A 24,394-nucleotide genomic window follows, 5' to 3' on the forward strand; every position below is an offset into this window, starting at 1 on the left:
CGGCGCCCCTTCAGACGGATCAGGCCAGCTTCTTGTGACGGACGCGGTGCGGCTGGGCAGCGGCATCGCCAAGACGCTTTTTACGGTCGGCTTCGTATTCGGTGTAGTTACCTTCGAAGAACACTGCTTGCGAGTCGTCTTCGTACGCCAGAATGTGGGTCGCCACACGGTCAAGGAACCACCGATCGTGGGAAATCACGATGGCCGCGCCCGGGAAGTCCAGCAGCGCTTCTTCCAGCGAACGCAAGGTTTCGACGTCGAGGTCGTTGGACGGTTCGTCGAGCAGCAGCACATTGCCGCCCTCTTTCAGGGTCAACGCGAGGTGAAGACGACCGCGCTCACCACCGGACAGGTCCTTGACGAACTTCTGCTGATCGCCACCTTTGAAGTTGAAACGTCCCACGTAGGTACGCGACGGGATTTCATAGTTACCGATGCGAATCACGTCGGAGCCATCAGAAACGGCCTGGAATACCGATTTGCTACCGTCCAGATCGTCGCGGCTCTGGTCTACGCAAGCCAGTTGCACGGTTTCACCGATTTCGATGCTGCCCGAATCAGGCTGCTCCTTGCCCATCAGCATGCGGAACAGGGTCGATTTACCGGCACCGTTACCGCCGATCACGCCGACGATGGCGCCTTTAGGCATGGCAAACGACAGATTGTCGATCAGTACGCGATCGCCGTAACCCTTGGTGACGTTCTTGAATTCGATGACCTTGTCGCCCAGGCGTGGACCGGCCGGAATGTAGATTTCGTTGGTTTCGCTGCGCTTCTGGAATTCCTGCGACTGCATTTCTTCGAAGCGTTGCAGACGCGCCTTGGACTTGGACTGACGCGCCTTGGCGCCTTTGCGAACCCACTCCAGTTCGTCCTTCATGGCCTTTTCATGGGCCGACTGCTGCTTGGATTCCTGGGCCAGACGATCGGATTTGGCCTCAAGCCAGCCCGAATAGTTGCCCTCGTAAGGAATACCCGCGCCGCGGTCGAGCTCAAGAATCCAGCCGGCAACGTTGTCCAGGAAGTAACGGTCGTGCGTGATCGCAACCACGGTGCCCGGGAAATCGTGCAGGAAGTGCTCGAGCCAGGCGACGGAGTCGGCGTCCAGGTGGTTGGTCGGTTCGTCGAGCAGCAGCATGTCCGGTGCGGACAGCAGCAGGCGGCACAGGGCGACGCGGCGCTTTTCACCACCAGACAACACGGAGATTTTTGCATCCCACGCTGGCAGACGCAGCGCATCGGCGGCGACTTCCAGTTGACGCTCAAGGTTGTGGCCGTCGCTGGCTTGCAGAATCGCTTCGAGCTTGGCCTGCTCGGCTGCGAGTTTGTCGAAATCGGCATCAGGGTCGGCATATTCCGCGTAGACCTGATCCAGACGCGCCTGTGCGTCCTTGATCACGCTGACGGCCTCTTCGACCACTTCGCGCACTGTCTTGGTGGGGTCAAGTTGTGGCTCTTGCGGCAGATAACCCACGTTCAGATCAGGCATCGGGCGTGCTTCGCCGTCGAACTCGGTGTCGACGCCAGCCATGATCTTCAACAGCGTGGATTTACCCGAACCGTTGAGGCCCAGCACGCCGATCTTGGCGCCCGGGAAGAAAGACAGAGAGATGTTCTTGAGGATTTCCCGCTTCGGCGGCACAACTTTGCTCAGCCGATGCATGGTAAAGACGTATTGAGCCATGGAATGAAAACCTGGTGTCTGTGATAAGGACCGATCTGGAGCGCGAGCTTAAAGCCCCAACCGAAAAAAAGCTTTTATTTGTCTTTCAGACTTGCCGCATGAGCGTTCCACGCCTTGAATCAGAGCAGGCAGAGAACAGAGTCGGGGCCTGGACAGTCAGGCCGCTGGATCTTGTTTGCACACAGTGGAGTCACTCATGCAGGAGTCGGGCATTAACCGCGCGTTGCGCAAAGCTACCCGAATGCAGCCTGCAGGGCAAACGATCCGGCCCAGCGGGACTGGCACTCTGCCACAACTCAAGGCATGCTAGCCGCCCTTTGGGCGACCGGCTTATATTGCATAGTGCATCGCTGCTTCAGTCCAGTAGTCAGGAACAACGATTTGCCCACATCAACCTCCTCTTTGCCCTCGAGTACCGCCAAAAGCAGTACTGCCAAGCCTCTGCGTGGCTCATTGAAAGGCGTGCTGGCGGCGTTGGTGTTGCTGATGATCGCGTTGCTGCTCTGGCAACTGATCGAGCAGTTTCATCAAACCCAGGAACGGCAGCGTCAGCGCAGTCTCGACTACGCCACGCAACTGTCGGACCGGCTCGGTTTGAACATGGCACTCAACGCCCAGATCGCGATGAATCTGCTGGAAGAAATCCAGTCATCGAGCGCGCGACTCGATCAATCATCGACGCTGGACGGCCTGCGCACCGCCCTGCCCGCGTTGCGCAGTGTCGTCAGCCTCAGTCCCACAGGAGACGTGATCAGCGACAGTTCAGAGATCACCGGCGACGCGTCTATTCTGAAGGGAGCCTTGAAACAGGCCATCGGACGCCCGTTCTTTTACACCAGCAATGAGGACGGCTCGCAGATCTATCTGCTGATACGCCAGAGTGGCGGTGCGAGCGGCGACTATTGGGCGGGGCGGGTGGTCCCCGACGCGCTCAAGGGTTTCATCCAGCAGCCAACCCAGGATTTCCAGCACCTGTGGCGCCTGGAAAAACGCATCACGCAACGGGTGATCCTGCGCGAGACTCTGCCTGAAAACGGCGCCGACACCGGCCATACAGAAACCATTTTGCTTCAGCCACTGATCAACAGTGACTGGCAACTGCGCGGGCTTTTCGATGCGCAGAAGGCTCGTCAGGACCTGCTCGCCCCGCTGGTGGGCAAGTGCATTGTCGGCCTGTTGTTTTCGATTCTGCCGCTCATGGCCCTGGTGAGCCTGCGGGGGAGGCAGCGTCAGTTGCTCGAAAGCCGCCGGCGTTATCGGGATATTTTCGAAGGGGCTGGCGTGGCCATCTGCGTCATGGACATGTCCGGCTTGCCGGAAAGCCTTGAAAGTCTGCAGATCCGCACGTGCGAAGACTTCGACCTGTTGCTCAAGAATCAGCCTGCCATCCTTGACCGGCTGCTACAGCAATTGCGCATCAACGAGGTCAACGAGGTTGCCCTGAGCCTGCTGAACGTCGAAGGCGGCGAACAGGCATGGCAGCAACTGATCGAAGGCGAGTCACGTACACGGCCCGGCATCGGTATCGAGGTGATCCGCGCAGTGCTGAACAAGCTGCCGCGGCTGGAACTGGAAATCCGGCGCACCCGCGAAGGCGGCCAGGATCAGCACCTGTGGCTGGTGCTCAGGCTGCCGGAAAGCCGCGACGACTTCGATGCCGTCATTCTCAGCATTGGCGACATCACCAGCCGCAAACAGATCGAACTGTCGTTGCTGGATCGGGAAAGCTTCTGGTCCGACGTGGTGCGCACCGTGCCGGACCATCTTTACGTGCAGGACGTGCTCAGCCAACGGATGATCTACAGCAACCACCATCTGGGCCATACGCTGGGTTACAGCAAGTCCGAACTGCGCGCGATGGGTGAGTTTTTCTGGGAGATCCTGCTGCACCCCGACGACGCCAAACGCTATCAGGACATGCGCCTGCGTCAGCGTCACCACGGTCACAACGAACTGCTCCAATGTGTGCTGCGCTTTCGCAATAGCGAAAACAGCTGGCGGTGCTTCGACGTTCGCGAACAGGCGCTGGCGCGAGACAGTCAGGACCTGGTAACGCGCATCATCGGCGTCGCCAAGGACATCACCGATCAAGTCGCGTCCAGCCAGTCCCTGCGCGACAGCGAACAGCGTTATCGCATGCTCGCCGAAAGCATCAGTGACGTTATCTTTTCCACTGACAATCAGCTCCAGCCCAACTACGTCAGCCCGTCGGTGCAGAACGTGCTGGGCTACAGCGCCGAGTGGATCCTCACGCACGGCTGGGCTTCGACCATCGCCAACCCTCAGCAATTGCTCGGGTTCGACCAGCTGATTCACTCCATCCGCAGACTCCTGCACAAACCGGACGAACTGCTCAAACTGCGTAGCGACACCGCCCCGCGCCTGTTCCTCTTCGATTGCCTGCGGGCCGACGGGCGCAAGGTCCCGGTCGAATTGCGCATGGTTCTGGTGTGGGACGAGCATGACAATTTCGAGGGGCTTCTGGGTGTCGGTCGCGATATCAGTCAGCAGCGCCGTGCCGAAAAAGACCTGCGCATGGCAGCGACAGTATTCGAGCACTCTACATCGGCCATTCTGATCACCGACCCCGCGGGTTATATCGTGCAGGTCAACGAGGCGTTCACTCGGGTCAGTGGCTATGAAGCGGCGCAGGTGCTCGACCAGTTGCCCGGCCTGCTGACCGTAGAGGTGGAGCAGGAAGCACATCTGCGCCATGTTCTCAGGCAGCTCAACCAGCGCGGCACCTGGGAAGGTGAAGTCAGGCTCAAGCGACGCAACGGCGAGCATTATCCGGCGTGGGTCGGCATCACCGCCGTGGTCGACGATGAAGGCGACCTGGCCAGTTACGTGTGCTTCTTCAGCGACATTAGCGAGCGCAAAGCCAGCGAGGAGCGCATTCATCGTCTGGCCTATTACGATGCCCTGACCCACCTGCCCAACCGCACCCTGTTCCAGGACCGTCTGCATTCGGCGCTGCAACAGGCCGAGCGTCAGCAGGACTGGGTGGTGCTGATGTTTCTCGACCTGGATCGTTTCAAGCCGATCAACGACTCGTTGGGGCATGCCGCCGGCGACCGCATGCTCAAGGAAATGGCCACGCGCCTGCTGGCCTGCGTGACGGACGACGACACCGTGGCGCGCATGGGCGGGGACGAATTCACCCTGCTGCTGCAACCAGGGCCTACGCGGGAAAGCGCGTTGAACCGAGCCATTCATGTGGCCGAGCAGATTCTCACCAGCCTGGTCACGCCATTCGTGCTCGAAGGACGCGAGTTTTTCGTGACTGCCAGTATCGGTATCGCCCTCAGCCCGCAGGACGGCGATGAGCTGAGCCAGCTGATGAAGAACGCCGACACCGCGATGTATCACGCCAAGGAACGCGGCAAGAACAACTTCCAGTTTTATCAGGCAGACATGAACGCCACCGCGCTCGAACGTCTGGAGCTGGAAAGCGATCTGCGCCACGCACTGGAACAAAAGGAATTCACGCTGTACTACCAGCCGCAGTTCAGCGGCGATGGCAAACGTCTGACCGGGGCCGAAGCGCTGCTGCGCTGGCGTCATCCCCGCCGTGGACTGGTGCCGCCCAACGACTTCATCCCGGTGCTCGAAGAGCTTGGGCTGGTGGTCGAAGTCGGCGACTGGGTGCTGACCGAAGCCTGCAGCCAGCTCAAGCAATGGCATCAGGCAAAAGTGCGGGTGCCCAAGGTGTCGGTCAACATCTCGGCACGGCAGTTCTCGGACGGCCAGCTCGGCAAGCGAATCGCCAGCATCCTGCACACCACCGGCCTGCCCCCTGCGTGCCTTGAGCTGGAACTGACCGAGAGCATCCTGATGCGCGAAGTCAATGAAGCCATGCAGATACTCGACGGGCTCAAGAACCTTGGCCTGAGCATCGCGGTGGATGACTTCGGAACGGGCTATTCGTCGCTGAACTACCTCAAACAGTTCCCCATCGATGTGCTGAAGATCGACCGCACCTTCGTCGATGGCCTGCCGTCCGGCGAGCAGGACGCACAGATTGCCCGGGCGATCATCGCCATGGCCCACAGCCTCAACCTGGCGGTGATCGCCGAAGGCGTGGAAACCCAGGAGCAACTGGATTTCCTGCGCGAACACGACTGTGACGAGGTGCAAGGCTACCTCTTTGGCCGTCCGATGCCCGCCAGCCAGTTCGAAGCGCAATTCAGCAACGACGCGCTGTTCATGCTGGATTAGGTGAGCGCACCCTGCGTGGTAATGCCGCACGGAAGGCGCCGCTTCCGTTCTGGAAAGTGATGCAGACCGCAGACCCGCGTGGCGTTCAGCCGGTGCATCCGCCCGCGTGTGAGCGGTGATCACGCACCCCATTCATCCGGCACATGACTGCCTTTCATATGCCAGATAAAACCCGATGGGTTAGAATGCCCCCCTTTTCCGCCATGCCCCCTTGAGGACTGCCATGTTCAGCCGTGATTTGACTCTCGCGAAGTACGACGCCGATCTGTTTGCCGCCATGGAGCAAGAAGCTCTGCGTCAGGAAGAACACATCGAGCTGATTGCCTCGGAAAACTACACCAGTCCGGCCGTCATGGAAGCTCAGGGCTCGGTCCTGACCAACAAGTACGCCGAAGGCTATCCGGGCAAGCGTTACTACGGTGGCTGCGAGTACGTCGACGTGGTTGAGCAACTGGCCATCGACCGCGCCAAGCAACTGTTCGGCGCCGATTACGCCAACGTCCAGCCGCACGCAGGCTCGCAAGCCAACTCGGCGGTCTATCTGGCCCTGCTGCAAGGCGGCGACACCATTCTGGGCATGAGCCTGGCTCACGGCGGTCACCTGACCCACGGTGCCAGCGTTTCGTCTTCGGGCAAGCTGTACAACGCTGTGCAGTACGGCATCGATGCCAACGGCATGATCGACTACGACGAAGTCGAGCGCCTGGCTGTCGAGCACAAGCCGAAAATGATCGTTGCCGGTTTCTCTGCCTACTCGCAGATCCTGGACTTCCCGCGTTTCCGCGCAATCGCCGACAAGGTCGGTGCCTACCTGTTCGTCGACATGGCTCACGTAGCCGGTCTGGTTGCCGCAGGTGTCTACCCGAACCCGGTGCCATTCGCTGACGTCGTGACCACCACCACGCACAAGACCCTGCGCGGTCCACGTGGCGGCCTGATCCTGGCACGCGCCAACGCCGACATCGAGAAGAAGCTCAACTCCGCCGTGTTCCCGGGCGCACAAGGCGGTCCGCTGGAGCATGTCATCGCCGCCAAGGCCGTATGCTTCAAAGAAGCGCTGCAGCCTGAGTTCAAGGCTTACCAGCAGCAAGTGGTCAAGAACGCCAAGGCCATGGCCGGTGTATTCATCGAGCGCGGTTTCGACGTGGTGTCCGGTGGTACTGAAAATCACCTGTTCCTGCTGTCGCTGATCAAGCAGGACATCTCCGGTAAAGACGCCGATGCCGCACTGGGCAAGGCATTCATTACCGTGAACAAGAACTCCGTCCCGAACGACCCACGCTCCCCGTTCGTCACCTCCGGCCTGCGCTTCGGCACCCCGGCAGTGACCACTCGCGGCTTCAAGGAAGCAGAGTGCAAGGAACTGGCCGGCTGGATCTGCGACATTTTGGCTGACCTGAACAACGAAGCGGTGATCGACGCCGTTCGTGAGAAAGTCAAAGCCATCTGCGCCAGGCTGCCGGTTTACGGCGCTTGATCGATATAGCCTGACGCAGTAACCAAAAAGCCCCGGTTCGAAAGAGCCGGGGCTTTTTGCTTGAAGTTGCTGCACCCTGGCGAGCGAGCCCCGCGCCGCTATGCCGACATCGCCTCAAAGCCCGCCCGAATCTTCTCCTCCGGCAACTCATCGGCGATGAACACGATGACGCTTTCACGCTGTTCATCGGCAGCCCATTCGACGTCGAAATCGAATCCGTACAGCTTCAGCACACCTTGAAACACCAGTTTGCGGTCTTCACCGGCGATGTTGAGCACGCCCTTGTAGCGCAGCAGTTGTTTGCCATGGTCTTCCAGCAGTTCATTCATGAACGCGCTGAGCCTGTCGATATCCAGTGGTTTTTCGCTGCGCAGTACGAGGCTGGTGATGCGATCGCCGGAGTTGCCGACGGGTGCCAGCGGACGCAGCGTCACGCCGCCGTTCAGGTCGGCGTTGAGGTTGAAGCCGCGCACATCGAGCAGTTCGGCGAGGTCGATCTTGCCGTGCTCAACGAGGCGAATAGGTGCGCGACGGTTGATGCGGGTCAGGCGTGCACTCAAGGCCTCGAACGCTGTGTCGTCCACCAGATCACGCTTGCTGACCAGCAATCGGTCGGCGAAACCGATCTGCGCCTGAGCGATGGTCTGTTGCAGGTGCGTATCGGCGTGGGCGGCATCCACCAGCGTGATGATGCCGTCGAGGATGTAACGTTCACGCAGCTCTTCGTCGATGAAAAAGGTCTGCGCGACGGGTGCGGGGTCGGCCAGACCGGTGCATTCGATGACCAGACGGTCGAACGCGATCTCGCCACTGTCCAGCCGCTCCAGCAGCAGGTACAGCGCTTTGGTCAGGTCAGTGTGAATGGTGCAGCAGACGCAGCCGTTGGACAGGGTCATGACCTGCACGGGATCGGTGCCCAGCAACTGGCTGTCGATGCCGGCCTCGCTGAATTCATTCTCGATCACAGCGATTTTCAGGCCGTGCTCGGCTTTGAGCAGGTGGCGCAGCAACGTGGTCTTGCCTGCGCCCAGAAAACCGGTCAGCACGGTGACGGGGATGGGTAGCAACTCGCTCATAAGGCTCCAGACGGGTGCATTGAACTGAAATGAAAACGCGCCACAGGTAGCAGCCTGTGGCGCGTCGGGTCACACGATAACGCAGATCAGAGGATCAGCAGCACTTCGGACCGCCCTTGCCGCCGTAACGTGCCTCTTGCCGCTCCCGAAAGAACTGCTCGTAGGTCATCATCGGCTTGTCCGGGTGCGTGGTCTGCATGTGCTCGACATAGGTGTCGTAGTCAGGCATGCCCACCATCAGGCGCGCAGCCTGACCGAGGTATTTCCCGAGCCGACTCAGGTCATTGAACATGGGCAGATCCTCTCTGGATGGACATCATCACACCTGCGACGCCGGCGGCATGGCCTGGAATGGAGCTTCCTTGTCGGTACGCTCCTTCTTGCCCCATGCCGCGCTGCCCACTTTCAAGGCATAGAACAGGATGCTGAACACCACGAACAGGAACAGCACGGTCAGCCCTGCGTTGGTGTAAGCGTTGAAGATCACGTGCTGCATCTGATCCATGGTCTTGGCCGGAGCCAGAATCTGACCGGCATCCGCAGCAGCGCTGTACTTCTTGGCCAGCGCCAGGAAGCCAACGGCCGGGTTGGAGTCGAACAGCTTGATCAGGCCAGCGGTGACGGTGCAGATCAGCAGCCAGGTAGCGGGCAGCATGGTGACCCAGACGTAACGCTGACGCTTCATCTTGATCAACACTACGCTGGCGAGCATCAGGGCGATACCGGCCAGCATCTGGTTGGAGATACCGAACAGCGGCCACAAGGTATTGATGCCGCCCAGCGGATCGATCACGCCCTGATACAGCAGATAACCCCAAAGGGCCACGCAACCACCGGTGCCAATGGCGTTGGCCGTCCAGGACTCGGTGCGCTTCAAGGCCGGAACGAAGCTGCCCAGCAGATCCTGCAGCATGAAGCGACCGGCACGGGTACCGGCATCAACCGCCGTCAGAATGAACAGCGCTTCGAACAGGATCGCGAAGTGATACCAGAACGCCATGGTGTTTTCGCCAGGCAGGACCTGGTGCAGGATCTGCGCGATACCGACCGCCAGGGTCGGCGCACCACCGGCACGCGCCAGAACAGTGTTTTCACCGATGTCCTTGGCCACGGCGGTCAGTTGCTCGGGAGTGATGGTAAAGCCCCAACTGGTGACCGTCTGCGCCACGCTCACCACGTCGCTGCCGACCACGGCGGCCGGGCTGTTCATGGCGAAGTACACGCCAGGCTCAATCACCGATGCGGCAACCATTGCCATGATGGCCACGAACGACTCCATCAGCATGCCGCCGTAACCGATGTAACGGGCGTTCTTTTCGTTATCCAGCAGCTTGGGCGTGGTGCCCGACGAGATCAGCGCGTGGAAGCCCGACACTGCGCCGCAGGCGATGGTGATGAACAGGAACGGAAACAATGCGCCTTTCCAGACCGGACCCGTACCGTTGGTGAACTGGGTCAGGGCCGGCATTTTCAGCTCTGGCGCGAGGATCAGAATGCCGATCGCCAACGCCACGATGGTGCCGATCTTCAGGAAAGTCGACAGGTAGTCACGCGGTGCGAGCAGCAGCCAGACTGGAAGCATGGCGGCGACGAAACCGTAGCCCACCAGCATCCAGGTGATCTGCACGCCGGTGAAGGTGAACATCGGGCCCCAGGTCGGATCGGCCGCGACCGCACCGCCAATCCAGATCGAGGCCAGCAGCAGAATCACGCCGATTATGGAGATTTCACCGATGCGGCCCGGGCGGATGTAGCGCATGTAAATGCCCATGAACATCGCGATAGGGATGGTCGCCATCACGGTGAACATGCCCCACGGGCTCTCGGCCAGCGCCTTGACCACGATCAGCGCCAGCACCGCGAGGATGATGATCATGATCAGGAAGCAACCGAACAAGGCGATGGTGCCGGGAATGCGGCCCATCTCCTCGCGCACCATGTCGCCCAGCGAGCGACCGTTGCGACGCGTGGACAGGAACAGAATCATGAAATCCTGCACCGCACCGGCCAGCACCACACCGGCAATCAGCCACAGCGTGCCGGGCAGATACCCCATCTGCGCCGCCAGCACCGGACCGACCAGCGGGCCTGCGCCTGCGATGGCTGCAAAGTGGTGACCGAAGAGAATGTGTTTGTTGGTCGGCACGTAGTCCAGACCGTCGTTGTTGACCACTGCAGGCGTTGCGCGCAGAGGGTCGAGTTGCATGACGTGATTGGCGATGAAAAGACTGTAGTAACGATAGGCAACCAGATAAATGGCCACCGCTGCGACCACTATCCACAAGGCGTTGATCGCCTCACCGCGGCGCAAGGCCACGACCCCCAGAGCACATGCTCCAACAATTGCGACGATGAGCCAGGGAACATGGCGCATCAGACTATTATTATTTTTCATTTTTTTATTCCAGCAGAGTTGACTAGAAGGCAAGCAATGCGAGTTTAGCGCTGTCGCAGCGAAAGGCCACCCCCCACGATGGTCTAGACCGTTTTTTGATCAATTACGGCAGATACCCGGCATAGAGCGCTGCGTGCACGCTCACCGGCATGTTGGCAATAAATCTGTGACTGCCATCTGTCCGCCGGACCCTTTCAGGTCTATCGTGCATGAAAGCCCTATCGATCAGCCTGAAAAGACCAGCCCCAGGCCCACGGAATGCCGCAACAAGAGAGCTCACCCGATGACCGACTCACACGCAGATCGCCGCCGCTTCAAACGCATAGCCTTCGATGCGAAGACCGACATGAAGCAGGGTGACCAAAGCTGGAAAGTACAACTGGTCGACCTCTCGCTGAAAGGTCTGCTCATCGAAAAGCCTGATCCCTGGACCGGCGACCCGGACCAGAACTTTCTGGTCGACATCCACCTGAGCCCCGATGTGTATGTGGAAATGGACGCACGACTGGCCCACGACCATAACGGGCAATTGGGGTTCGTATGTCTGCACATCGGTCTGCAGTCGATCAGCCACCTGAAACGGCTGATCGAACTGAATCTGGGCGACCAGGCCGAGCTGGACCGCGAGCTGGCGGCACTGATCGAACTCTAACGCGCATTACTCGAACAACGCGTCCAGCGCCTGCTCGAGGCGAGTCACGGCGATGATCTGAAATCCGGCGGGCGCTTCCTTCGGCGCATTGGCTTTGGGCACGATGGCCCGCTTGAAGCCATGTTTGAACGCCTCCTTCAGACGCTCCTGTCCGCTGGGCACCGGCCTGACTTCCCCGGACAGCCCGACTTCACCGAACACCAGCAGATCGTGCGGCAAAGGGCGATTGCGCAAGCTGGACATGACCGCCGCCATCAGGGCCAGGTCGGAGGCCGTTTCCAGCACCTTCACGCCGCCCACCACATTGAGAAACACGTCCTGATCGTGGGTCGGAATACCGCCGTGGCGGTGCAGGACGGCCAGCAGCATTGCCAGGCGATTCTGATCCAGCCCCAGTGTCACCCGCCGCGGGTTGGACATGTGACTGTCGTCTACCAGCGCCTGGACTTCGACCAGCATGGGCCGCGTGCCTTCCCATGTGGCCATGACCACACTGCCCGGCACTTCTTCCTGAGCCCGGGTGAGGAAGATGGCCGACGGGTTGGAGACCTCCTTCAGGCCCTTGTCGGTCATGCCGAATACGCCCAGTTCGTTGACTGCGCCAAAGCGGTTTTTCACGGCGCGCAACAGGCGCAATCGTCCATCGGACTCGCCCTCGAAATACAGCACGGTATCGACCATGTGTTCCAGCACACGCGGCCCCGCCAATGCGCCCTCCTTGGTCACATGGCCGACCAGAAAGATCGCCGTGCCGCTCTGCTTCGCGTAGCGCACCAGCAACGCAGCGCTCTCGCGCACCTGCGCCACACCGCCGGGTGCAGATTGCAACTGCTCGGTGAAGATCGTCTGGATGGAGTCGATCACCATCACCTTCGGCTGCTCGACGCGCGCCGTGGCAATGATCGATTCGATGCAGGTCTCGGTCATGACCCGCAGCTTGTCCTGCGGCAGCCCCAACCGGCGAGCGCGCATGGCGACCTGTTGCTGGGACTCCTCACCGGTCACATACAACGCGGGCATGCGTTGCGCAATGTTGCACAGCGTCTGCAGCAGGATCGTGGATTTGCCGATACCAGGGTCACCGCCGATCAACACCACGGAGCCATCCACCAGACCACCGCCCAGCACGCGGTCCAGCTCGGCGGAGTTGGTGGAGAAACGCGGGATTTCTTCGACGCTGACCTCGGCCAGGGTCTTTATCTGAGCCTGAGCACCGGTCCAGCCGGTACGTCCGCTTGGAGGCGCAGCCGCGCCGCTTTCAATCATGGTTTCGACAAGGGTGTTCCAGGCGCCGCAATCGCTGCACTGGCCCGCCCATTTGGGAAACGTCGCGCCGCATTCTGTGCAGCCGTACAAGCGTTTAGCCTTGGCCATGAGACCCCCGTCGTAAAAGCACACATCATAACGCAGGTTGCGGCCTGGACTGGCCAGTTGTCGGCTCACGGCTTTGACAACGGATAAAACTTCCATGGCTCAGCCCGGTCGATTGAACGTGCACCGGGCGACACCCGTATGAGTGGATTACACTGCACCGGGTCCATTTATCTGTAACAAGGAATTACTCATGAGCGTACTAAGCGAGTTCAAGGCCTTCGCGGTCAAAGGTAACGTGGTCGATATGGCCGTCGGTATCATCATTGGCGCGGCATTCGGCAAGATCGTTTCGTCGTTCGTCGGCGATGTCATCATGCCGCCGCTGGGGCTGTTGATCGGTGGCGTGGATTTCAGCGACCTGGCCGTCACCCTCCGCGCCGCTGACGGCGCAGCTCCTGCGGTGCTGCTCGCCTACGGCAAGTTCATCCAGACCGTCATTGACTTCATCATCGTGGCGTTCGCCATCTTCATGGGCGTCAAGGCCATCAACCGCCTGAAACGCGAAGAAGCCAAAGCCCCGACCCTGCCGCCAACGCCTTCGAAGGAAGAAGTGCTGCTGGGCGAGATACGTGACCTGCTCAAGGAACAGAACAAGCCTGCTGCGCCGATCACCGTGGACCCTGCCCGCCCGATGTAAACCCTCGTGGCCTGCCGGGACGCAGGCCGGGTGCAGTTCAACCCTTGTGAAAGCGGGCGTTACCAATAGGTTTCGACCGCGATCTGCCCCGGCTTGCGCGACAGGCTCAGGCGCATGTCGCGCTGTTTGAGCACGGCTCGTGTGTCATCGATCATCTGCGGGTTGCCGCACAGCATGACGCGCGAATGTTCCGGCGTCAGGGCGATGCCTGCTGCGCGTTCCAGCTCGCCGTTTTCGATCAGGTGCGTGATGCGCCCCTTCAAGGCGCCTGCATGCTGTTCGCGGGTCACGGTGGGCAGGAACAGAAACTTGTCGGCGTACTCGGCCAGGTATTCACGCTGCATTAATTGCGCAATCAGCTCTTGATAAGCCAGTTCTCGAGACTCACGCACGCTGTAGACCAGAATCACCCGCTCGAATTTTTCCCACACCTCGAAGTCCTGAAGGATCGACAGAAATGGCGCTACGCCGGTGCCTGTGGATAACAGCCACAGATCACGTCCATCGACGAAGCGGTCCAGCGTCAGGTAACCGAAGGCCTGTTTTTCGACCATCAGGCTGTCCCCTTCGCGCAGACGGCTCAACTCGCTGGTGAACTCCCCGTCGGGCACCACGATGGAAAAGAACTCCAGAAACTCGTCATGCGGGGATGACACCATCGAGTAGGCGCGCCATACCGTGGAGCCATCGGCCTTGGTCACGCCCAGGCGCGCAAACTGCCCGGCACGAAACCGGAAACCGGGATCGCGGGTCGTGCGCAGGGTGAACAGACTGGGGGTCAATGGTGTGACACGCTGAAGCGTCTGCCGGGTGAACTTGTCTTCGCTGACGGTCATGGTGCGCCTCGGGCTCCCGAATGTGGACATGTGCGTCAGTGTCCCGCAAACCGCGCTCGATAAACACCGTCGGTTTGTAGGGCTTGTACGTGGACGGGCCTTAAACGTTTAGAGCATTTGGTTCTGCTTTCATACCAACGCCGTCGTACCTCGACTAACCGTTACAGCGCGAACCCGGCTAGTACGGATGTTCTAGCCGAGAGACGCCCTTTTGGATACAGAAAGGCCATCAAGCCATCCGTCCGGATAGTTTTTGACGTGTGAAATGTTGCGTTCATTTTTCCTAGACTGGATAAAAGCACAGCGAAATCTCGCCATCAAAAGGCATGGAGGCGATCATGGAAAGTATGGAACTCAATGCATTACCCCTATCCAACCCCAACGGCCTGACAAAACGAGAAATCGAAGTCCTCAAGTGGTCAGCCAAAGGCAAGACAGCCAGTGACATCGCGCTGATCCTTTGCCTGAAAGAACGAACCATTCATTTTCACGTCGCCAGTGCAGTGCACAAAATGGGCGTCTGCAACAAAACTGCGGCCGTGGTTCAGGCGGCGCTCAGCGGTATGTTCTGACAAAGCCTGCGTTTGGGCACCAATGGGCAGGTGTCAAAGCGCAAAAAGTACGTAAAATCCCCTCCCTCAGCGAGCCCGCCAATGGGCGGGCTTACGTGACACACGCTCGACTGCTCAGAGTTTTCCTGCCAATGCCCTTGCTCATCAGCCCTTTCGCTCAACTTGACCTCATTCGCCAGCCCGAACAGCAAGATGAGCCGCTGCAGGCATTCGATGCCGCTGACGAGTACCTGCTCAATCACGTTGCCGAAGCCGGTCTGACCCTGCAAAGCCGCGTGCTGATCCTCAATGACAGCTTCGGCGCGCTGGCGGCCAGTCTTGCCCGGCATGCAACCGTGAGCAGCAGCACCGATTCGTTTCTCGCCGCACAAGGCCTGGAAAAGAACCTGACGCGTAATGGCATGGCCTATGACAGCGTGCCGCTGATTGCGGCCAGCGAGCCGTTGGCCGGTCCCTTCGACTGGGTTTTGATCCGCGTGCCCAAGACACTCGCCCTGCTGGAAGAGCAACTCATCCGCCTGCAAGGCCAACTGGCGCCTGGCGCACGTGTCGTGGCAGCCGCCATGATCAAGCATCTACCGCGCTCGGCTGGCGACCTGCTGGAAGAGTACATCGGCCCCGTTCAGGCATCTCTGGCGGTCAAGAAGGCCAGGCTGCTGTGCGCCACGCCGCAGATCAAAGAGATCAGGCCTTCGCCTTATCCCACTCGCTACACACTCGATGAACCCGCCATCGAGCTGCTCAATCATGCCAACGTGTTCTGCCGGGAGGGTCTGGATATCGGCACGCGCGCGTTTTTACCCTGGCTGCCGAAGAACCTGGGTTCGGCCAGGGTCGCGGATCTGGGCTGCGGCAACGGCGTGCTGGCGATTGCCAGCGCGCTGGAGAACCCCGAGGCGCATTACACGCTGGTGGACGAGTCATTCATGGCCGTGCAGTCTGCCGCCGAAAACTGGCGCGCCAGCCTGGGCGAACGTGACGTAATGATCCGCGCCGCTGACGGCCTGGCCGGTCATGAGCCCGATTCACTGGACGTGGTGCTGTGCAATCCGCCTTTCCATCAACAGCAGGTGGTAGGCGACTTCCTGGCCTGGCGCATGTTTCAGCAGGCCCGCGCCGCCCTGGTCACCGGCGGCGCGCTGTACATCGTCGGAAATCGCCATCTGGGCTATCACACCAAGCTCTCGCGTCTGTTTCGCGGTGTCGAGCAAGTCGCGGCCACACCCAAGTTCGTGATTCTCAAAGCCCGCAAGTAATCCAGCCCCTTTTCAGCCTGCTGACCTTTTGACAGCTCAAAAAAAAGCCCTCCGAAACCGGAGGGCTTGAAAACGTGTCCGTGGACACGGTGTGGGAATGCTTTCAGTGACGATCAGTGCGTGGTCAGGCCGGCCGCATTCATGAACATGCGCATCAGACTGGCCACGATGAACAGCGCGAATACGCTGCCTGCCCAGATACCGACCAGCCAGGCCAGTCGTTGCCAGAGCGGCTTGCTCAGCGCCGGATCCGGGTCGTGCATGGAGTTCTTGCCAGACATCGTCAATCTCCTCGGTTCGGACTAGTGATAACCGTCTTCAGCGGTGACTTTGCCGCGGAACACGTAGTAGCTCCAGAAGGTGTATCCCAGGATGAACGGAATGATGAACAGCGTACCGACCAGCATGAAGCCCTGACTCTGCGGAGGCGCGGCGGCGTCCCAGATCGAAACCGACGGCGGAATGATGTTCGGCCACAGGCTGATGCCCAGCCCGCTGTAACCCAGGAAGATCAGCAGCAGGGTCAGCAGGAACGGCGTGTAGTGCGCGTTGCGTGCGACGGCCTTGAACAGACCGTACATGGTCACCAGCACCAGAATCGGCACCGGCATGAACCACACCAGGTTCGGCATGCTGAACCAGCGGTGTGCGATGTCCGCATGCGCCAGCGGTGTCCAGAGACTGACCACGCCCATGACCACCAGCACAGCGATCGCCAGCGGACGCGCCAGGTCGTGCATCGCTTTTTGCAACGAGCCTTCGGTCTTCATGATCAGCCAGGTGCAGCCCAGCAGCGCATACGCCACGATCAGGGCCAGCCCGCAGAACATCGGGAACGGCGCAAGCCAGTCAAGCGAGCCGCCGGCGTATTGGCGGTTCACCACCGGGATGCCTTCGATGAACGCGCCCAGTGCCACGCCCTGGAAGAACGTCGCCGCCAGCGAACCGCCGATGAAGGCCTTGTCCCACAAATGACGCTTCTCTTCGGTCGCCTTGAAGCGGAACTCGAAGGCTACGCCACGAAAGATCAGCCCCATCAGCATGAACATCAGCGGCAGGTACAGCGCCGACAGCACCACTGAATACGCCAGCGGGAAGGCGCCGAACAGCGCGGCGCCGCCCAGTACCAGCCAGGTTTCGTTGCCGTCCCAGACCGGCGCGACGGTGTTCATCATCACGTCACGGTCGGAACTGTCTTTCATGAACGGGAAGAGAATCCCGATGCCCAGGTCAAAGCCGTCCATCACGACGTACATCATGATGCCGAAGATGATGATGACGGCCCAGATCAGCGGAAGATCGATACCCATGGCTTAATTCCCCTTGCCGAGAGCGTCAACGTTGTCGCCCTCTTCCGCGCCTTCAACGGCAGCGGAGAGCGGACGGGCCGGTGTGCGTTTCTGACCCGGACCACCGTGTGGCACATGTTCGACATAGGCTTTAGGACCTTTGCGAACCAGACGCATCATGTAGCCCAGGCCTGCGCCGAACAGCACGAAGTAGACGACCACGAACAGCACCAGGGTGATGCTCATCTGCGCAACGCTGTGACCGGAAGAGGCATCGGCGGTGCGCATCAGGCCGTACACGACCCACGGCTGACGGCCAATCTCAGTGGTGAACCAGCCCGCCAGAATCGCGACCAGACCGGACGGCCCCATCCACAGCGCCAGATACAGGAACGGACGGGACTGATAGAGCGTGCCACGCTTGCGCAGCCACAGGCTCCACAGACCGGTCAGGATCATCAGCATGCCCAGCGCGACCATGACCCGGAACGACCAGAACACAATGGTCGAATTCGGACGGTCTTCAGGTTTGAACTCCTTCAGTGCCGGTACTTGCTTGTCGAGGCTATGGGTCAGGATCAGGCTGCCCAGGTACGGAATTTCCACCGCGTACTTGGTGCGCTCTTCCTTCATGTCGGGAATGCCAAACAGAATCAGAGGGGTTGGCTCGTTACCAACGTTTTCCCAGTGACCTTCGATGGCGGCAATCTTCGCCGGCTGATGCTTGAGCGTGTTCAGCCCGTGGAAGTCGCCGACCACGGCCTGGATCGGTGCGACGATCAGCGCCATCCACATCGCCATCGACAGCATTTTGCGTACCGCTGGCGTGTCGCGACCGCGCAACAGGTGCCAGGCCGCCGAAGAGCCGACGAAGAATGCGGTCGCAACGAACGCCGCGATGGCCATGTGCGTCAGGCGATACGGGAACGACGGGTTAAAGACCACCGCGAACCAGTCAGTCGGGATGACCCGGCCATCGATGATCTCGAAGCCTTGAGGGGTCTGCATCCAGCTGTTGGACGACAGGATCCAGAAGGTGGAAATCAGCGTGCCGATGGCGACCATGACCGTGGAGAAGAAGTGCAGGTTGCGTCCGACGCGGTTCCAGCCGAACAGCATCACGCCGAGAAAGCCTGCTTCCAGGAAGAACGCCGTCAACACTTCGTACGTCAGCAGCGGTCCCGTGACAGCCCCGGCAAAGTCGGAGAAACGGCTCCAGTTGGTGCCGAATTGATAGGCCATGACCAGTCCGGATACCACGCCCATGCCGAAGTTGACGGCAAAGATCTTGGACCAGAAATGGTACAGGTCGCGGTAGACATCTTCGCGGGTCTTCAGCCACAGGCCTTCGAGCACAGCCAGGTAACTTGCCAGACCGATGGTGATGGCAGGAAACAGGATGTGAAACGAAATCGTGAATGCGAACTGAATTCGGGCGAGATCGATAGCCTCCAAACCGAACATAAGTGTTCCTCTCTCAGGTGATACCGGCTGCCGGCCGCTAACCAGCAGTGAATGCCCCCACGGTTATGGAGTGCTTATCTTTCTATTTGTTCTGATGACAATCGCAGGGAGTTGGCGGGTTGACTCACATCAACTGTCATCGCGCAATGACACGGGTCAACCGGCAGTCAAAGAGTAGTCCCATTCGGCCACTTGAGCCGTGTGGTCTTTTGTCGCGTGGCGGGATGTCTCACCTGGTCAGGGGGCGTGGGGAAATGATTCGCGCTGCATGGATTTGTGCTGCATGCCCGCGCGTGGGCATGCAGCGACGATCACAAGGACTAAAGCAGCTTGTCGAGGGTGATGGGGAATTCCCGCACGCGCTTGCCGGTTGCGTGGTAAATGGCGTTGGCAATCGCCGCAGGCACACCGACGATACCGATTTCGCCGACCCCCTTGGAACCCAGCGCGTTGACGATCTCGTCGTGTTCTTCGACGAACAGCACATCAATGTCACCGATATCAGCGTTAACCGGAATGTGATATTCCGCCAGGCTGTGATTCATCGGACGGCCGAGGTCATGGTCCACCATCGCCTCTTCCTGCAAGGCCATGCCCATGCCCCACACCACGCCGCCGAGAATCTGGCTGCGTGCCATCTTCGGATTGACCACGCGGCCTGCAGCCACCGCACTGACCACCCGCTTGACCTTGATGGTGCCGAGGTCTTCATCGACCAGCACTTCGACGAACACTGCAGAGTGGGTGGCCGCTGCATAGGCTTCACGCTTCTTGTCCGGCTCGGCATCGACCTGGACTTCTATCACGCCACTGGACTGGGCAGCCGCCAGGTCCGCCATTGAGATGACCTGATCGCCCAGAAGCAGGCTGCCCGACTCGAAACTCACCTGGTCCGGCGTGGCCGAAGCATATTGCGGGTACATTCCTTTGGCCACTTCAAGCACTTGACGCTGCAAGGCCTGGCAGGCTTGCTGAACTGCCGTGCCGACCGACGACACGGTGAATGAGCCACCTTGCAGCGGCGCCGTTGGCAGCGAAGAGTCGCCCAGCAGGAAGGTCACGTCCTCCACCGCCATGCCCATGGTTTCTGCGGCAATCTGGGTCATGACCGTGTAAGTGCCGGTGCCGATGTCCGTGGTCGCACTGCTGACCACCAGTTTGCCTTGGGCATCGAGCCGAGCCTTGGCGCTGGCTTTCATCTGCATCGCTTCCCAGACACCGCCCGCCATGCCCCAGCCGACCAGCTGGCGACCTTCACGCATGCTGCGTGGCTCAGGGTTGCGGCGCTCCCAGCCAAAGCGGTCTGCGCCTTGGGCGTAGCATTCGCGCAGCTCTTTACTGGAGTACGGCTTGTCCTCGTTACCGTTGCGCTCGGCGAAGTTGGTCAGACGCAGACGGACCGGGTCGATGGCCAGCGCACAGGCCAGCTCGTCCATTGCGCACTCCAGGCCGATCATGCCCAGCGCTGCGCCCGGCGCACGCATGTCCAGCGGCGTAAACACATCCAGCGGCACCAGCTTGTAGGTCAACTGGACGTTGTCGCATTGGTAGAGCATGCCGCTCCACTCCACGACGTGCTCCGTGAAGTCTTCAAAGCGCGAAGTCTGGCCGATCGCTTCATGCCCGATGGCCAACAGACGCCCGTTGGCCGCAGCGCCAAGACGCAGGCGCTGCACGGTGCGCGGACGGTAACCAAAGGTGAACATCTGCTGGCGGGTCAGCGTGACGCGCACCGAACGCTTGAGGTGCAGAGCTGCCATCACGGCCAGTGGCAACTGATACTGCGGACGCAAACCGGAACCGAATGCCCCGCCGACAAAGGCGGCCAGCACGCGAATCTTGTCCTTTTCCAGGCCGAAGACCTTGTGCAGGTAGTCCTGACAGTTTTGCGTGCCCTGAGTCTTGTCATGGATCTGCAGACTGCCGTCGGCCTGATACAGAACCGTGGACGCGTGCGGCTCCATCGGGTTGTGATATTCACTCGGCGTGCTGTACGTGACATCGACGCTGAGCGCGGAACTGGCCAGCTCCGCCTCGAAATTGCCACGCGGCTCGGGCAGTTCGGCAGGCGCGTCCTTGGCGTTGGCCAACTCGGCGTGCAGGTCAGTCTGGTGAGACTCCACTTCGTATTCGATACGAATCAGCGAGCCTGCATGCCGTGCCATCTCCAGCGATTCGGCCACCACCAGCGCCAGCGGCTGGCCACTGTAAAGCACGTTGCCGTTATACAGAGGGCGAAACGGCGAGCCGTCTGCCGAGTCGGCGTCCTCGTAATTTTCGTCGTAAGTGGCCAGTGAAGGACGGTTGGTATGATCCAGCACCGCGACCACGCCCGGCACCTTCAAAGCCTCGGACGTATCAATGCTCAGCACGCGGCCGTTGGCGATGGTGCTCGACACCACACTGCCAAACAGCAGACCGTCTTGCGGGTACTCACCGGCGTATCGTGCGCCGCCAGTGACTTTCAGCTTGCCGTCGACACGGTCCACAGGCTTGCCCATCGGGGAGAAAGGGATATTCATTGGACAGCACCTCCCAGTGCGGCGTCGGTCAGCGCGCGGATGATCGCTCGACGCGCCAGCTTGACCTTGAAACCGTTGTGCGCAAGCGGTTGCGCATCGGCCAGCATGGCGTCCGCAGCAGCGGCGAAATGTTCACGAGTGGCGGGCTTGCCGATCAGCAGACGTTCCACTGCTTTGTCACGCCATGGCTTGTGCGCCACGCCACCCAGCGCCAGGCGTGCGTCCGTCACGACGTCGCCATCCAGCGTGAGCGCCGCCGCCACCGACACCAGCGCGAACGCATAGGACGCACGATCACGAACCTTCAGGTAAGCGCTGTGGCCGACGAAGCGCTCGGCAGGCAGTTCGATAGCGGTGATCAGCTCATCGTCTGCCAACTGATTGTCACGCTGCGGCGCATCGCCGGGCAGACGATGGAAATCAGCGAATTCAATGGTGCGACGTCCGGCACGGCCTTCGACATGCACCACCGCTTCCAGCGCAGCCATGGCCACGCACATGTCGGACGGATGGGTGGCGACGCAGTCATCGCTGGCACCGAAGATCGCGTGAATGCGGTTGAGGCCCTCTTTCGCCGGGCAACCGCTACCTGGCTCGCGCTTGTTGCACGGCACGCTGGCGTCGTAAAAGTAATAGCAGCGGGTACGTTGCAGCAGATTGCCACCAGTGCTGGCCATATTGCGCAACTGCGGCGATGCGCCAGCCAGCAGCGCCTGACTCAACAGCGGGTAGCGCGCTTCGACCAGCGGGTGCCACGCCAGGTCGGCATTGCTGACCAACGCGCCGATCATCAGACCGCCAGAGGCCGTCTCGGTCACATCCTTGAGCGGCAGGTCGTTGATGTCGATCAGGTGTTCGGGGCGAGCGACGTTCTCTTTCATCAGATCGAGCAGGTTGGTGCCGCCCGCGATAAAACGCGTCGCCGGGCCGCTCAGATCAATGGCGGCTTTGATGTCGGCGGGCTTGCTGTAGGTGAACGGATTCATGAGTTCACCTGCTGCGTTTGTGCCTGGGTCGCGTCGTGAAATTGCGGCAGGGCTTCTTCAACGGCGGCCAGAATATTGCTGTAGGCACCGCAACGGCAAAGGTTACCGCTCATCAGTTCCTGGATCTCGGCACGGGTGCTGGCACGCCCCTCGTTGGCAAGGCCAACGGCCGAGCAGATCTGCCCGGGCGTGCAGTAACCGCACTGGAAAGCGTCGTGCTTGATGAAGGCCTGCTGCATCGGGTGCAACTGTTCCCCATCGGCGAGGCCCTCGATAGTGGTCAATTCGGCACCGTCGCACATGATCGCCAGCGTCAGGCAGGCATTGATCCGCTTGCCGTCGCGCAGTACGGTGCAGGCACCGCACTGACCGTGGTCGCAGCCTTTCTTGGTGCCGACCAGATCGAGCCGGTCGCGCAGCAGATCCAGCAGGGTGGTCCAGGGTTGCACATCGAGTTGACGCAGTTGCCCATTGAGGGTCAGAGAAATCGCATGGCTTGCGATATCCTTCGGAAGCAGGTTCGGAGCATTCATGGAAACCTCACGGTAGGTACTCATTCAGCGCATTTTTATGCGTCTTAGGGGGTACGACTCCGCATGATTTGCAACGTTCAGGGTTTCTGGACGGACTGTAGCCAAGCGTCGATCATCCAAAAGCCGTCATCCATGAACACCTATCGCGTTTGGCTGCTGGTATGATGCGCGGCTTTTTCCGACCCACAACAATCCAGCGGGCTGCCCGGGCGGTCTGTGCTTTGCTGTTGGAGTCGAATCATTCACGACGCAGGCCGCGTCACGGGGAGCCAGACATGCTGGAAAGGCTGTTTCAACTCAAGGCACACAACACCAACGTGAGGACCGAGATTCTCGCGGGCGTCACGACCTTCCTGGCGATGGCTTACATCCTGTTCGTCAACCCCAGCATCCTTGGCGAAACCGGTATGGATAAGGGCGCGCTGTTCGTCGCCACCTGTCTGGCCGCCGCCATCGGCTCAGCCGTGATGGGCCTGATCGCCAACTACCCGATTGCCCTGGCACCGGGCATGGGCCTGAACGCCTTCTTTACCTACACCGTGGTCCTGCACATGGGCCATACCTGGCAGGTCGCGCTGGGTGCGGTGTTTCTGTCAGCGGTGATGTTCTTCCTGCTGTCGATCTTTCGCATTCGTGAATGGATCATCAACAGCATTCCCCTGCCCCTGCGCTCGGCAATCGCTGCCGGTATCGGTCTGTTTCTGGCGTTGATCGCCCTGCAAAACGCCGGCATCGTGGTCAGCCACCCGGTCACCATGCTCAGCATGGGCGATCTCAAACAGCCTGCACCGATTCTGGCGACGCTGGGCTTCTTTCTGATCGTTGCACTGGACAAGCTCAAGGTGAAGGGCGCGGTGCTGATCGGCATCCTGGCGGTCACGCTTGCTTCCATTGCACTGGGCTTCAGCAAATTCGGCGGGGTCATGTCGATGCCGCCGTCGCTGGCACCGACCTTTCTGCAACTGGACATCATGGGCGCACTGGACGTCGGTCTGGTCAGCATCATCTTCGCTTTCCTGTTCGTGGACATCTTCGACAACTCCGGCACCCTGATCGGCGTTGCCAAACGCGCCGGGCTGATGGGCAAGGACGGCCACATGCCGAAAATGGGCCGTGCGCTGATCGCTGACAGCACGGCGGCCATGGCCGGTTCCCTGCTGGGCACTTCGACCACCACCAGCTACATCGAGTCCGCCGCGGGCGTCAGCGCCGGTGGCCGCACCGGCCTGACAGCCATCGTGGTTGCCGTGCTGTTCCTGCTGGCGCTGTTCTTCGCGCCACTGGCCAGCAGCGTGCCGATCTTTGCGACCGCGCCTGCCCTGCTGTTCGTTGCCGTGCTGATGGCTTCCGGCATGGCCGAAATCGACTGGGACGACGTCACCGTCGCTGCGCCTGTCGTGATCACCACGCTGGCGATGCCGTT

Annotated in this window: 19 protein-coding genes; 7 read left to right on the plus strand and 12 right to left on the minus strand. The window is 60.4% G+C overall.

The genetic code is table 11. The features are described from left to right. Positions 1 to 19: 19 nt before the first annotated feature. The gene (gene ettA, locus BZK31_RS03130; protein WP_004884041.1) at positions 20 to 1,684 is read right to left on the minus strand and encodes an energy-dependent translational throttle protein EttA; all 1,665 of its coding nucleotides are present in this window, start codon (positions 1,682 to 1,684) and stop codon (positions 20 to 22) included. A 381-nt stretch (positions 1,685 to 2,065) separates the two neighbouring features. Between ettA and BZK31_RS03135 the strand changes: the two genes are divergently transcribed. Next, a complete protein-coding gene (locus BZK31_RS03135; protein ID WP_083181208.1) occupies positions 2,066 to 5,902 on the plus strand; it encodes a sensor domain-containing protein in 3,837 nt (1,278 codons plus the stop codon). 223 nt (positions 5,903 to 6,125) lie between these two features. Next, positions 6,126 to 7,379, plus strand: coding sequence for a serine hydroxymethyltransferase (gene glyA, locus BZK31_RS03140; RefSeq protein ID WP_083181209.1), 1,254 nt, complete (start codon positions 6,126 to 6,128; stop codon positions 7,377 to 7,379). A gap of 98 nt (positions 7,380 to 7,477) precedes the next feature. On the opposite strand, the gene yjiA is transcribed toward glyA, so the two are convergent. The 3 genes from yjiA to BZK31_RS03155 form a co-directional block, all read right to left on the minus strand. Continuing rightward, entirely contained in the window at positions 7,478 to 8,455 is a 978-nt protein-coding gene (yjiA, locus tag BZK31_RS03145) for a GTPase (protein ID WP_083181210.1), read from the minus strand. A 94-nt stretch (positions 8,456 to 8,549) separates the two neighbouring features. Then, positions 8,550 to 8,747 carry a YbdD/YjiX family protein gene (locus BZK31_RS03150; protein ID WP_004884022.1) on the minus strand — a complete coding sequence of 66 codons (198 nt, stop codon included), beginning with the start codon at positions 8,745 to 8,747 and terminating at the stop codon, positions 8,550 to 8,552. 27 nt (positions 8,748 to 8,774) lie between these two features. Beyond that, positions 8,775 to 10,850, minus strand: coding sequence for a carbon starvation CstA family protein (locus BZK31_RS03155; RefSeq protein WP_083181211.1), 2,076 nt, complete (start codon positions 10,848 to 10,850; stop codon positions 8,775 to 8,777). A gap of 283 nt (positions 10,851 to 11,133) precedes the next feature. Between BZK31_RS03155 and BZK31_RS03160 the strand changes: the two genes are divergently transcribed. After that, positions 11,134 to 11,502 carry a PilZ domain-containing protein gene (locus BZK31_RS03160; protein WP_083181212.1) on the plus strand — a complete coding sequence of 123 codons (369 nt, stop codon included), beginning with the start codon at positions 11,134 to 11,136 and terminating at the stop codon, positions 11,500 to 11,502. Between the two features lie 6 nt (positions 11,503 to 11,508). Here the strand turns inward: BZK31_RS03160 and radA are convergent, their stop codons facing one another. Next, positions 11,509 to 12,876, minus strand: a complete 1,368-nt coding sequence (gene radA / locus BZK31_RS03165) for a DNA repair protein RadA (RefSeq protein ID WP_083181226.1) — start codon at positions 12,874 to 12,876, stop codon at positions 11,509 to 11,511. Between the two features lie 190 nt (positions 12,877 to 13,066). Between radA and mscL the strand changes: the two genes are divergently transcribed. Continuing rightward, the gene (gene mscL / locus BZK31_RS03170) at positions 13,067 to 13,513 is read left to right on the plus strand and encodes a large-conductance mechanosensitive channel protein MscL (RefSeq protein WP_083181213.1); all 447 of its coding nucleotides are present in this window, start codon (positions 13,067 to 13,069) and stop codon (positions 13,511 to 13,513) included. Between the two features lie 59 nt (positions 13,514 to 13,572). Here the strand turns inward: mscL and BZK31_RS03175 are convergent, their stop codons facing one another. Then, positions 13,573 to 14,349: a ferredoxin--NADP reductase gene (locus BZK31_RS03175; protein WP_083181214.1), complete on the minus strand. Its 777-nt coding sequence runs from the start codon at positions 14,347 to 14,349 to the stop codon at positions 13,573 to 13,575. A 338-nt stretch (positions 14,350 to 14,687) separates the two neighbouring features. On the opposite strand from BZK31_RS03175, the gene BZK31_RS03180 reads away from it, so the two are divergent. Both BZK31_RS03180 and BZK31_RS03185 read left to right on the plus strand, forming a co-directional pair. Beyond that, the gene (locus tag BZK31_RS03180; RefSeq protein ID WP_083181215.1) at positions 14,688 to 14,921 is read left to right on the plus strand and encodes a helix-turn-helix domain-containing protein; all 234 of its coding nucleotides are present in this window, start codon (positions 14,688 to 14,690) and stop codon (positions 14,919 to 14,921) included. A gap of 131 nt (positions 14,922 to 15,052) precedes the next feature. Beyond that, entirely contained in the window at positions 15,053 to 16,177 is a 1,125-nt protein-coding gene (locus BZK31_RS03185; RefSeq protein WP_083181216.1) for a methyltransferase, read from the plus strand. A 113-nt stretch (positions 16,178 to 16,290) separates the two neighbouring features. Here BZK31_RS03185 and BZK31_RS03190 read toward each other — a convergent pair whose 3' ends face one another. The 6 genes from BZK31_RS03190 to BZK31_RS03215 all read right to left on the minus strand — a co-directional run bounded on the left by BZK31_RS03190 (position 16,291) and on the right by BZK31_RS03215 (position 22,971). Then, positions 16,291 to 16,458: a DUF2474 domain-containing protein gene (locus tag BZK31_RS03190; RefSeq protein WP_073168748.1), complete on the minus strand. Its 168-nt coding sequence runs from the start codon at positions 16,456 to 16,458 to the stop codon at positions 16,291 to 16,293. Positions 16,459 to 16,479: 21 nt separating this feature from the next. After that, a complete protein-coding gene (gene cydB / locus BZK31_RS03195) occupies positions 16,480 to 17,487 on the minus strand; it encodes a cytochrome d ubiquinol oxidase subunit II (protein ID WP_083181217.1) in 1,008 nt (335 codons plus the stop codon). A 3-nt stretch (positions 17,488 to 17,490) separates the two neighbouring features. Then, positions 17,491 to 18,930, minus strand: coding sequence for a cytochrome ubiquinol oxidase subunit I (locus BZK31_RS03200; RefSeq protein WP_083181218.1), 1,440 nt, complete (start codon positions 18,928 to 18,930; stop codon positions 17,491 to 17,493). 320 nt (positions 18,931 to 19,250) lie between these two features. Then, positions 19,251 to 21,452 (minus strand): xanthine dehydrogenase family protein molybdopterin-binding subunit, encoded by a 2,202-nt coding sequence (locus tag BZK31_RS03205; RefSeq protein ID WP_083181219.1) that lies wholly within the window; start codon positions 21,450 to 21,452, stop codon positions 19,251 to 19,253. Continuing rightward, complete coding sequence (locus BZK31_RS03210; RefSeq protein ID WP_083181220.1) at positions 21,449 to 22,438, minus strand: FAD binding domain-containing protein; 990 nt, start codon at positions 22,436 to 22,438, stop codon at positions 21,449 to 21,451. The genes BZK31_RS03205 and BZK31_RS03210 overlap by 4 nt, the downstream gene beginning before the upstream one ends. Beyond that, positions 22,435 to 22,971, minus strand: coding sequence for a (2Fe-2S)-binding protein (locus BZK31_RS03215; RefSeq protein WP_167377829.1), 537 nt, complete (start codon positions 22,969 to 22,971; stop codon positions 22,435 to 22,437). Before BZK31_RS03215 ends, BZK31_RS03210 begins: the two co-directional genes overlap by 4 nt. Positions 22,972 to 23,246: 275 nt before the next feature. On the opposite strand from BZK31_RS03215, the gene BZK31_RS03220 reads away from it, so the two are divergent. After that, a partial coding sequence (locus BZK31_RS03220; protein ID WP_083181222.1) for an NCS2 family permease occupies positions 23,247 to 24,394 on the plus strand: 1,148 nt, incomplete at its 3' end.

The sequence above is a fragment of the Pseudomonas floridensis genome (assembly GCF_002087235.1).
Classification (GTDB): domain Bacteria; phylum Pseudomonadota; class Gammaproteobacteria; order Pseudomonadales; family Pseudomonadaceae; genus Aquipseudomonas; species Aquipseudomonas floridensis.

Bases quoted from the DNA above. Each gene is read 5' to 3' on its own strand.
- ettA (WP_004884041.1), bottom strand. From the start codon at position 1,684: ATGGCTCAATACGTCTTTACCATGCATCGGCTGAGCAAAGTTGTGCCG.
- glyA (WP_083181209.1), top strand. From the start codon at position 6,126: ATGTTCAGCCGTGATTTGACTCTCGCGAAGTACGACGCCGATCTGTTT.
- yjiA (WP_083181210.1), bottom strand. From the start codon at position 8,455: ATGAGCGAGTTGCTACCCATCCCCGTCACCGTGCTGACCGGTTTTCTG.
- BZK31_RS03150 (WP_004884022.1), bottom strand. From the start codon at position 8,747: ATGTTCAATGACCTGAGTCGGCTCGGGAAATACCTCGGTCAGGCTGCG.
- BZK31_RS03155 (WP_083181211.1), bottom strand. From the start codon at position 10,850: ATGAAAAATAATAATAGTCTGATGCGCCATGTTCCCTGGCTCATCGTC.
- BZK31_RS03160 (WP_083181212.1), top strand. From the start codon at position 11,134: ATGACCGACTCACACGCAGATCGCCGCCGCTTCAAACGCATAGCCTTC.
- radA (WP_083181226.1), bottom strand. From the start codon at position 12,876: ATGGCCAAGGCTAAACGCTTGTACGGCTGCACAGAATGCGGCGCGACG.
- mscL (WP_083181213.1), top strand. From the start codon at position 13,067: ATGAGCGTACTAAGCGAGTTCAAGGCCTTCGCGGTCAAAGGTAACGTG.
- BZK31_RS03175 (WP_083181214.1), bottom strand. From the start codon at position 14,349: ATGACCGTCAGCGAAGACAAGTTCACCCGGCAGACGCTTCAGCGTGTC.
- BZK31_RS03180 (WP_083181215.1), top strand. From the start codon at position 14,688: ATGGAAAGTATGGAACTCAATGCATTACCCCTATCCAACCCCAACGGC.
- BZK31_RS03185 (WP_083181216.1), top strand. From the start codon at position 15,053: ATGCCCTTGCTCATCAGCCCTTTCGCTCAACTTGACCTCATTCGCCAG.
- BZK31_RS03190 (WP_073168748.1), bottom strand. From the start codon at position 16,458: ATGTCTGGCAAGAACTCCATGCACGACCCGGATCCGGCGCTGAGCAAG.
- cydB (WP_083181217.1), bottom strand. From the start codon at position 17,487: ATGGGTATCGATCTTCCGCTGATCTGGGCCGTCATCATCATCTTCGGC.
- BZK31_RS03200 (WP_083181218.1), bottom strand. From the start codon at position 18,930: ATGTTCGGTTTGGAGGCTATCGATCTCGCCCGAATTCAGTTCGCATTC.
- BZK31_RS03205 (WP_083181219.1), bottom strand. From the start codon at position 21,452: ATGAATATCCCTTTCTCCCCGATGGGCAAGCCTGTGGACCGTGTCGAC.
- BZK31_RS03210 (WP_083181220.1), bottom strand. From the start codon at position 22,438: ATGAATCCGTTCACCTACAGCAAGCCCGCCGACATCAAAGCCGCCATT.
- BZK31_RS03215 (WP_167377829.1), bottom strand. From the start codon at position 22,971: ATGAATGCTCCGAACCTGCTTCCGAAGGATATCGCAAGCCATGCGATT.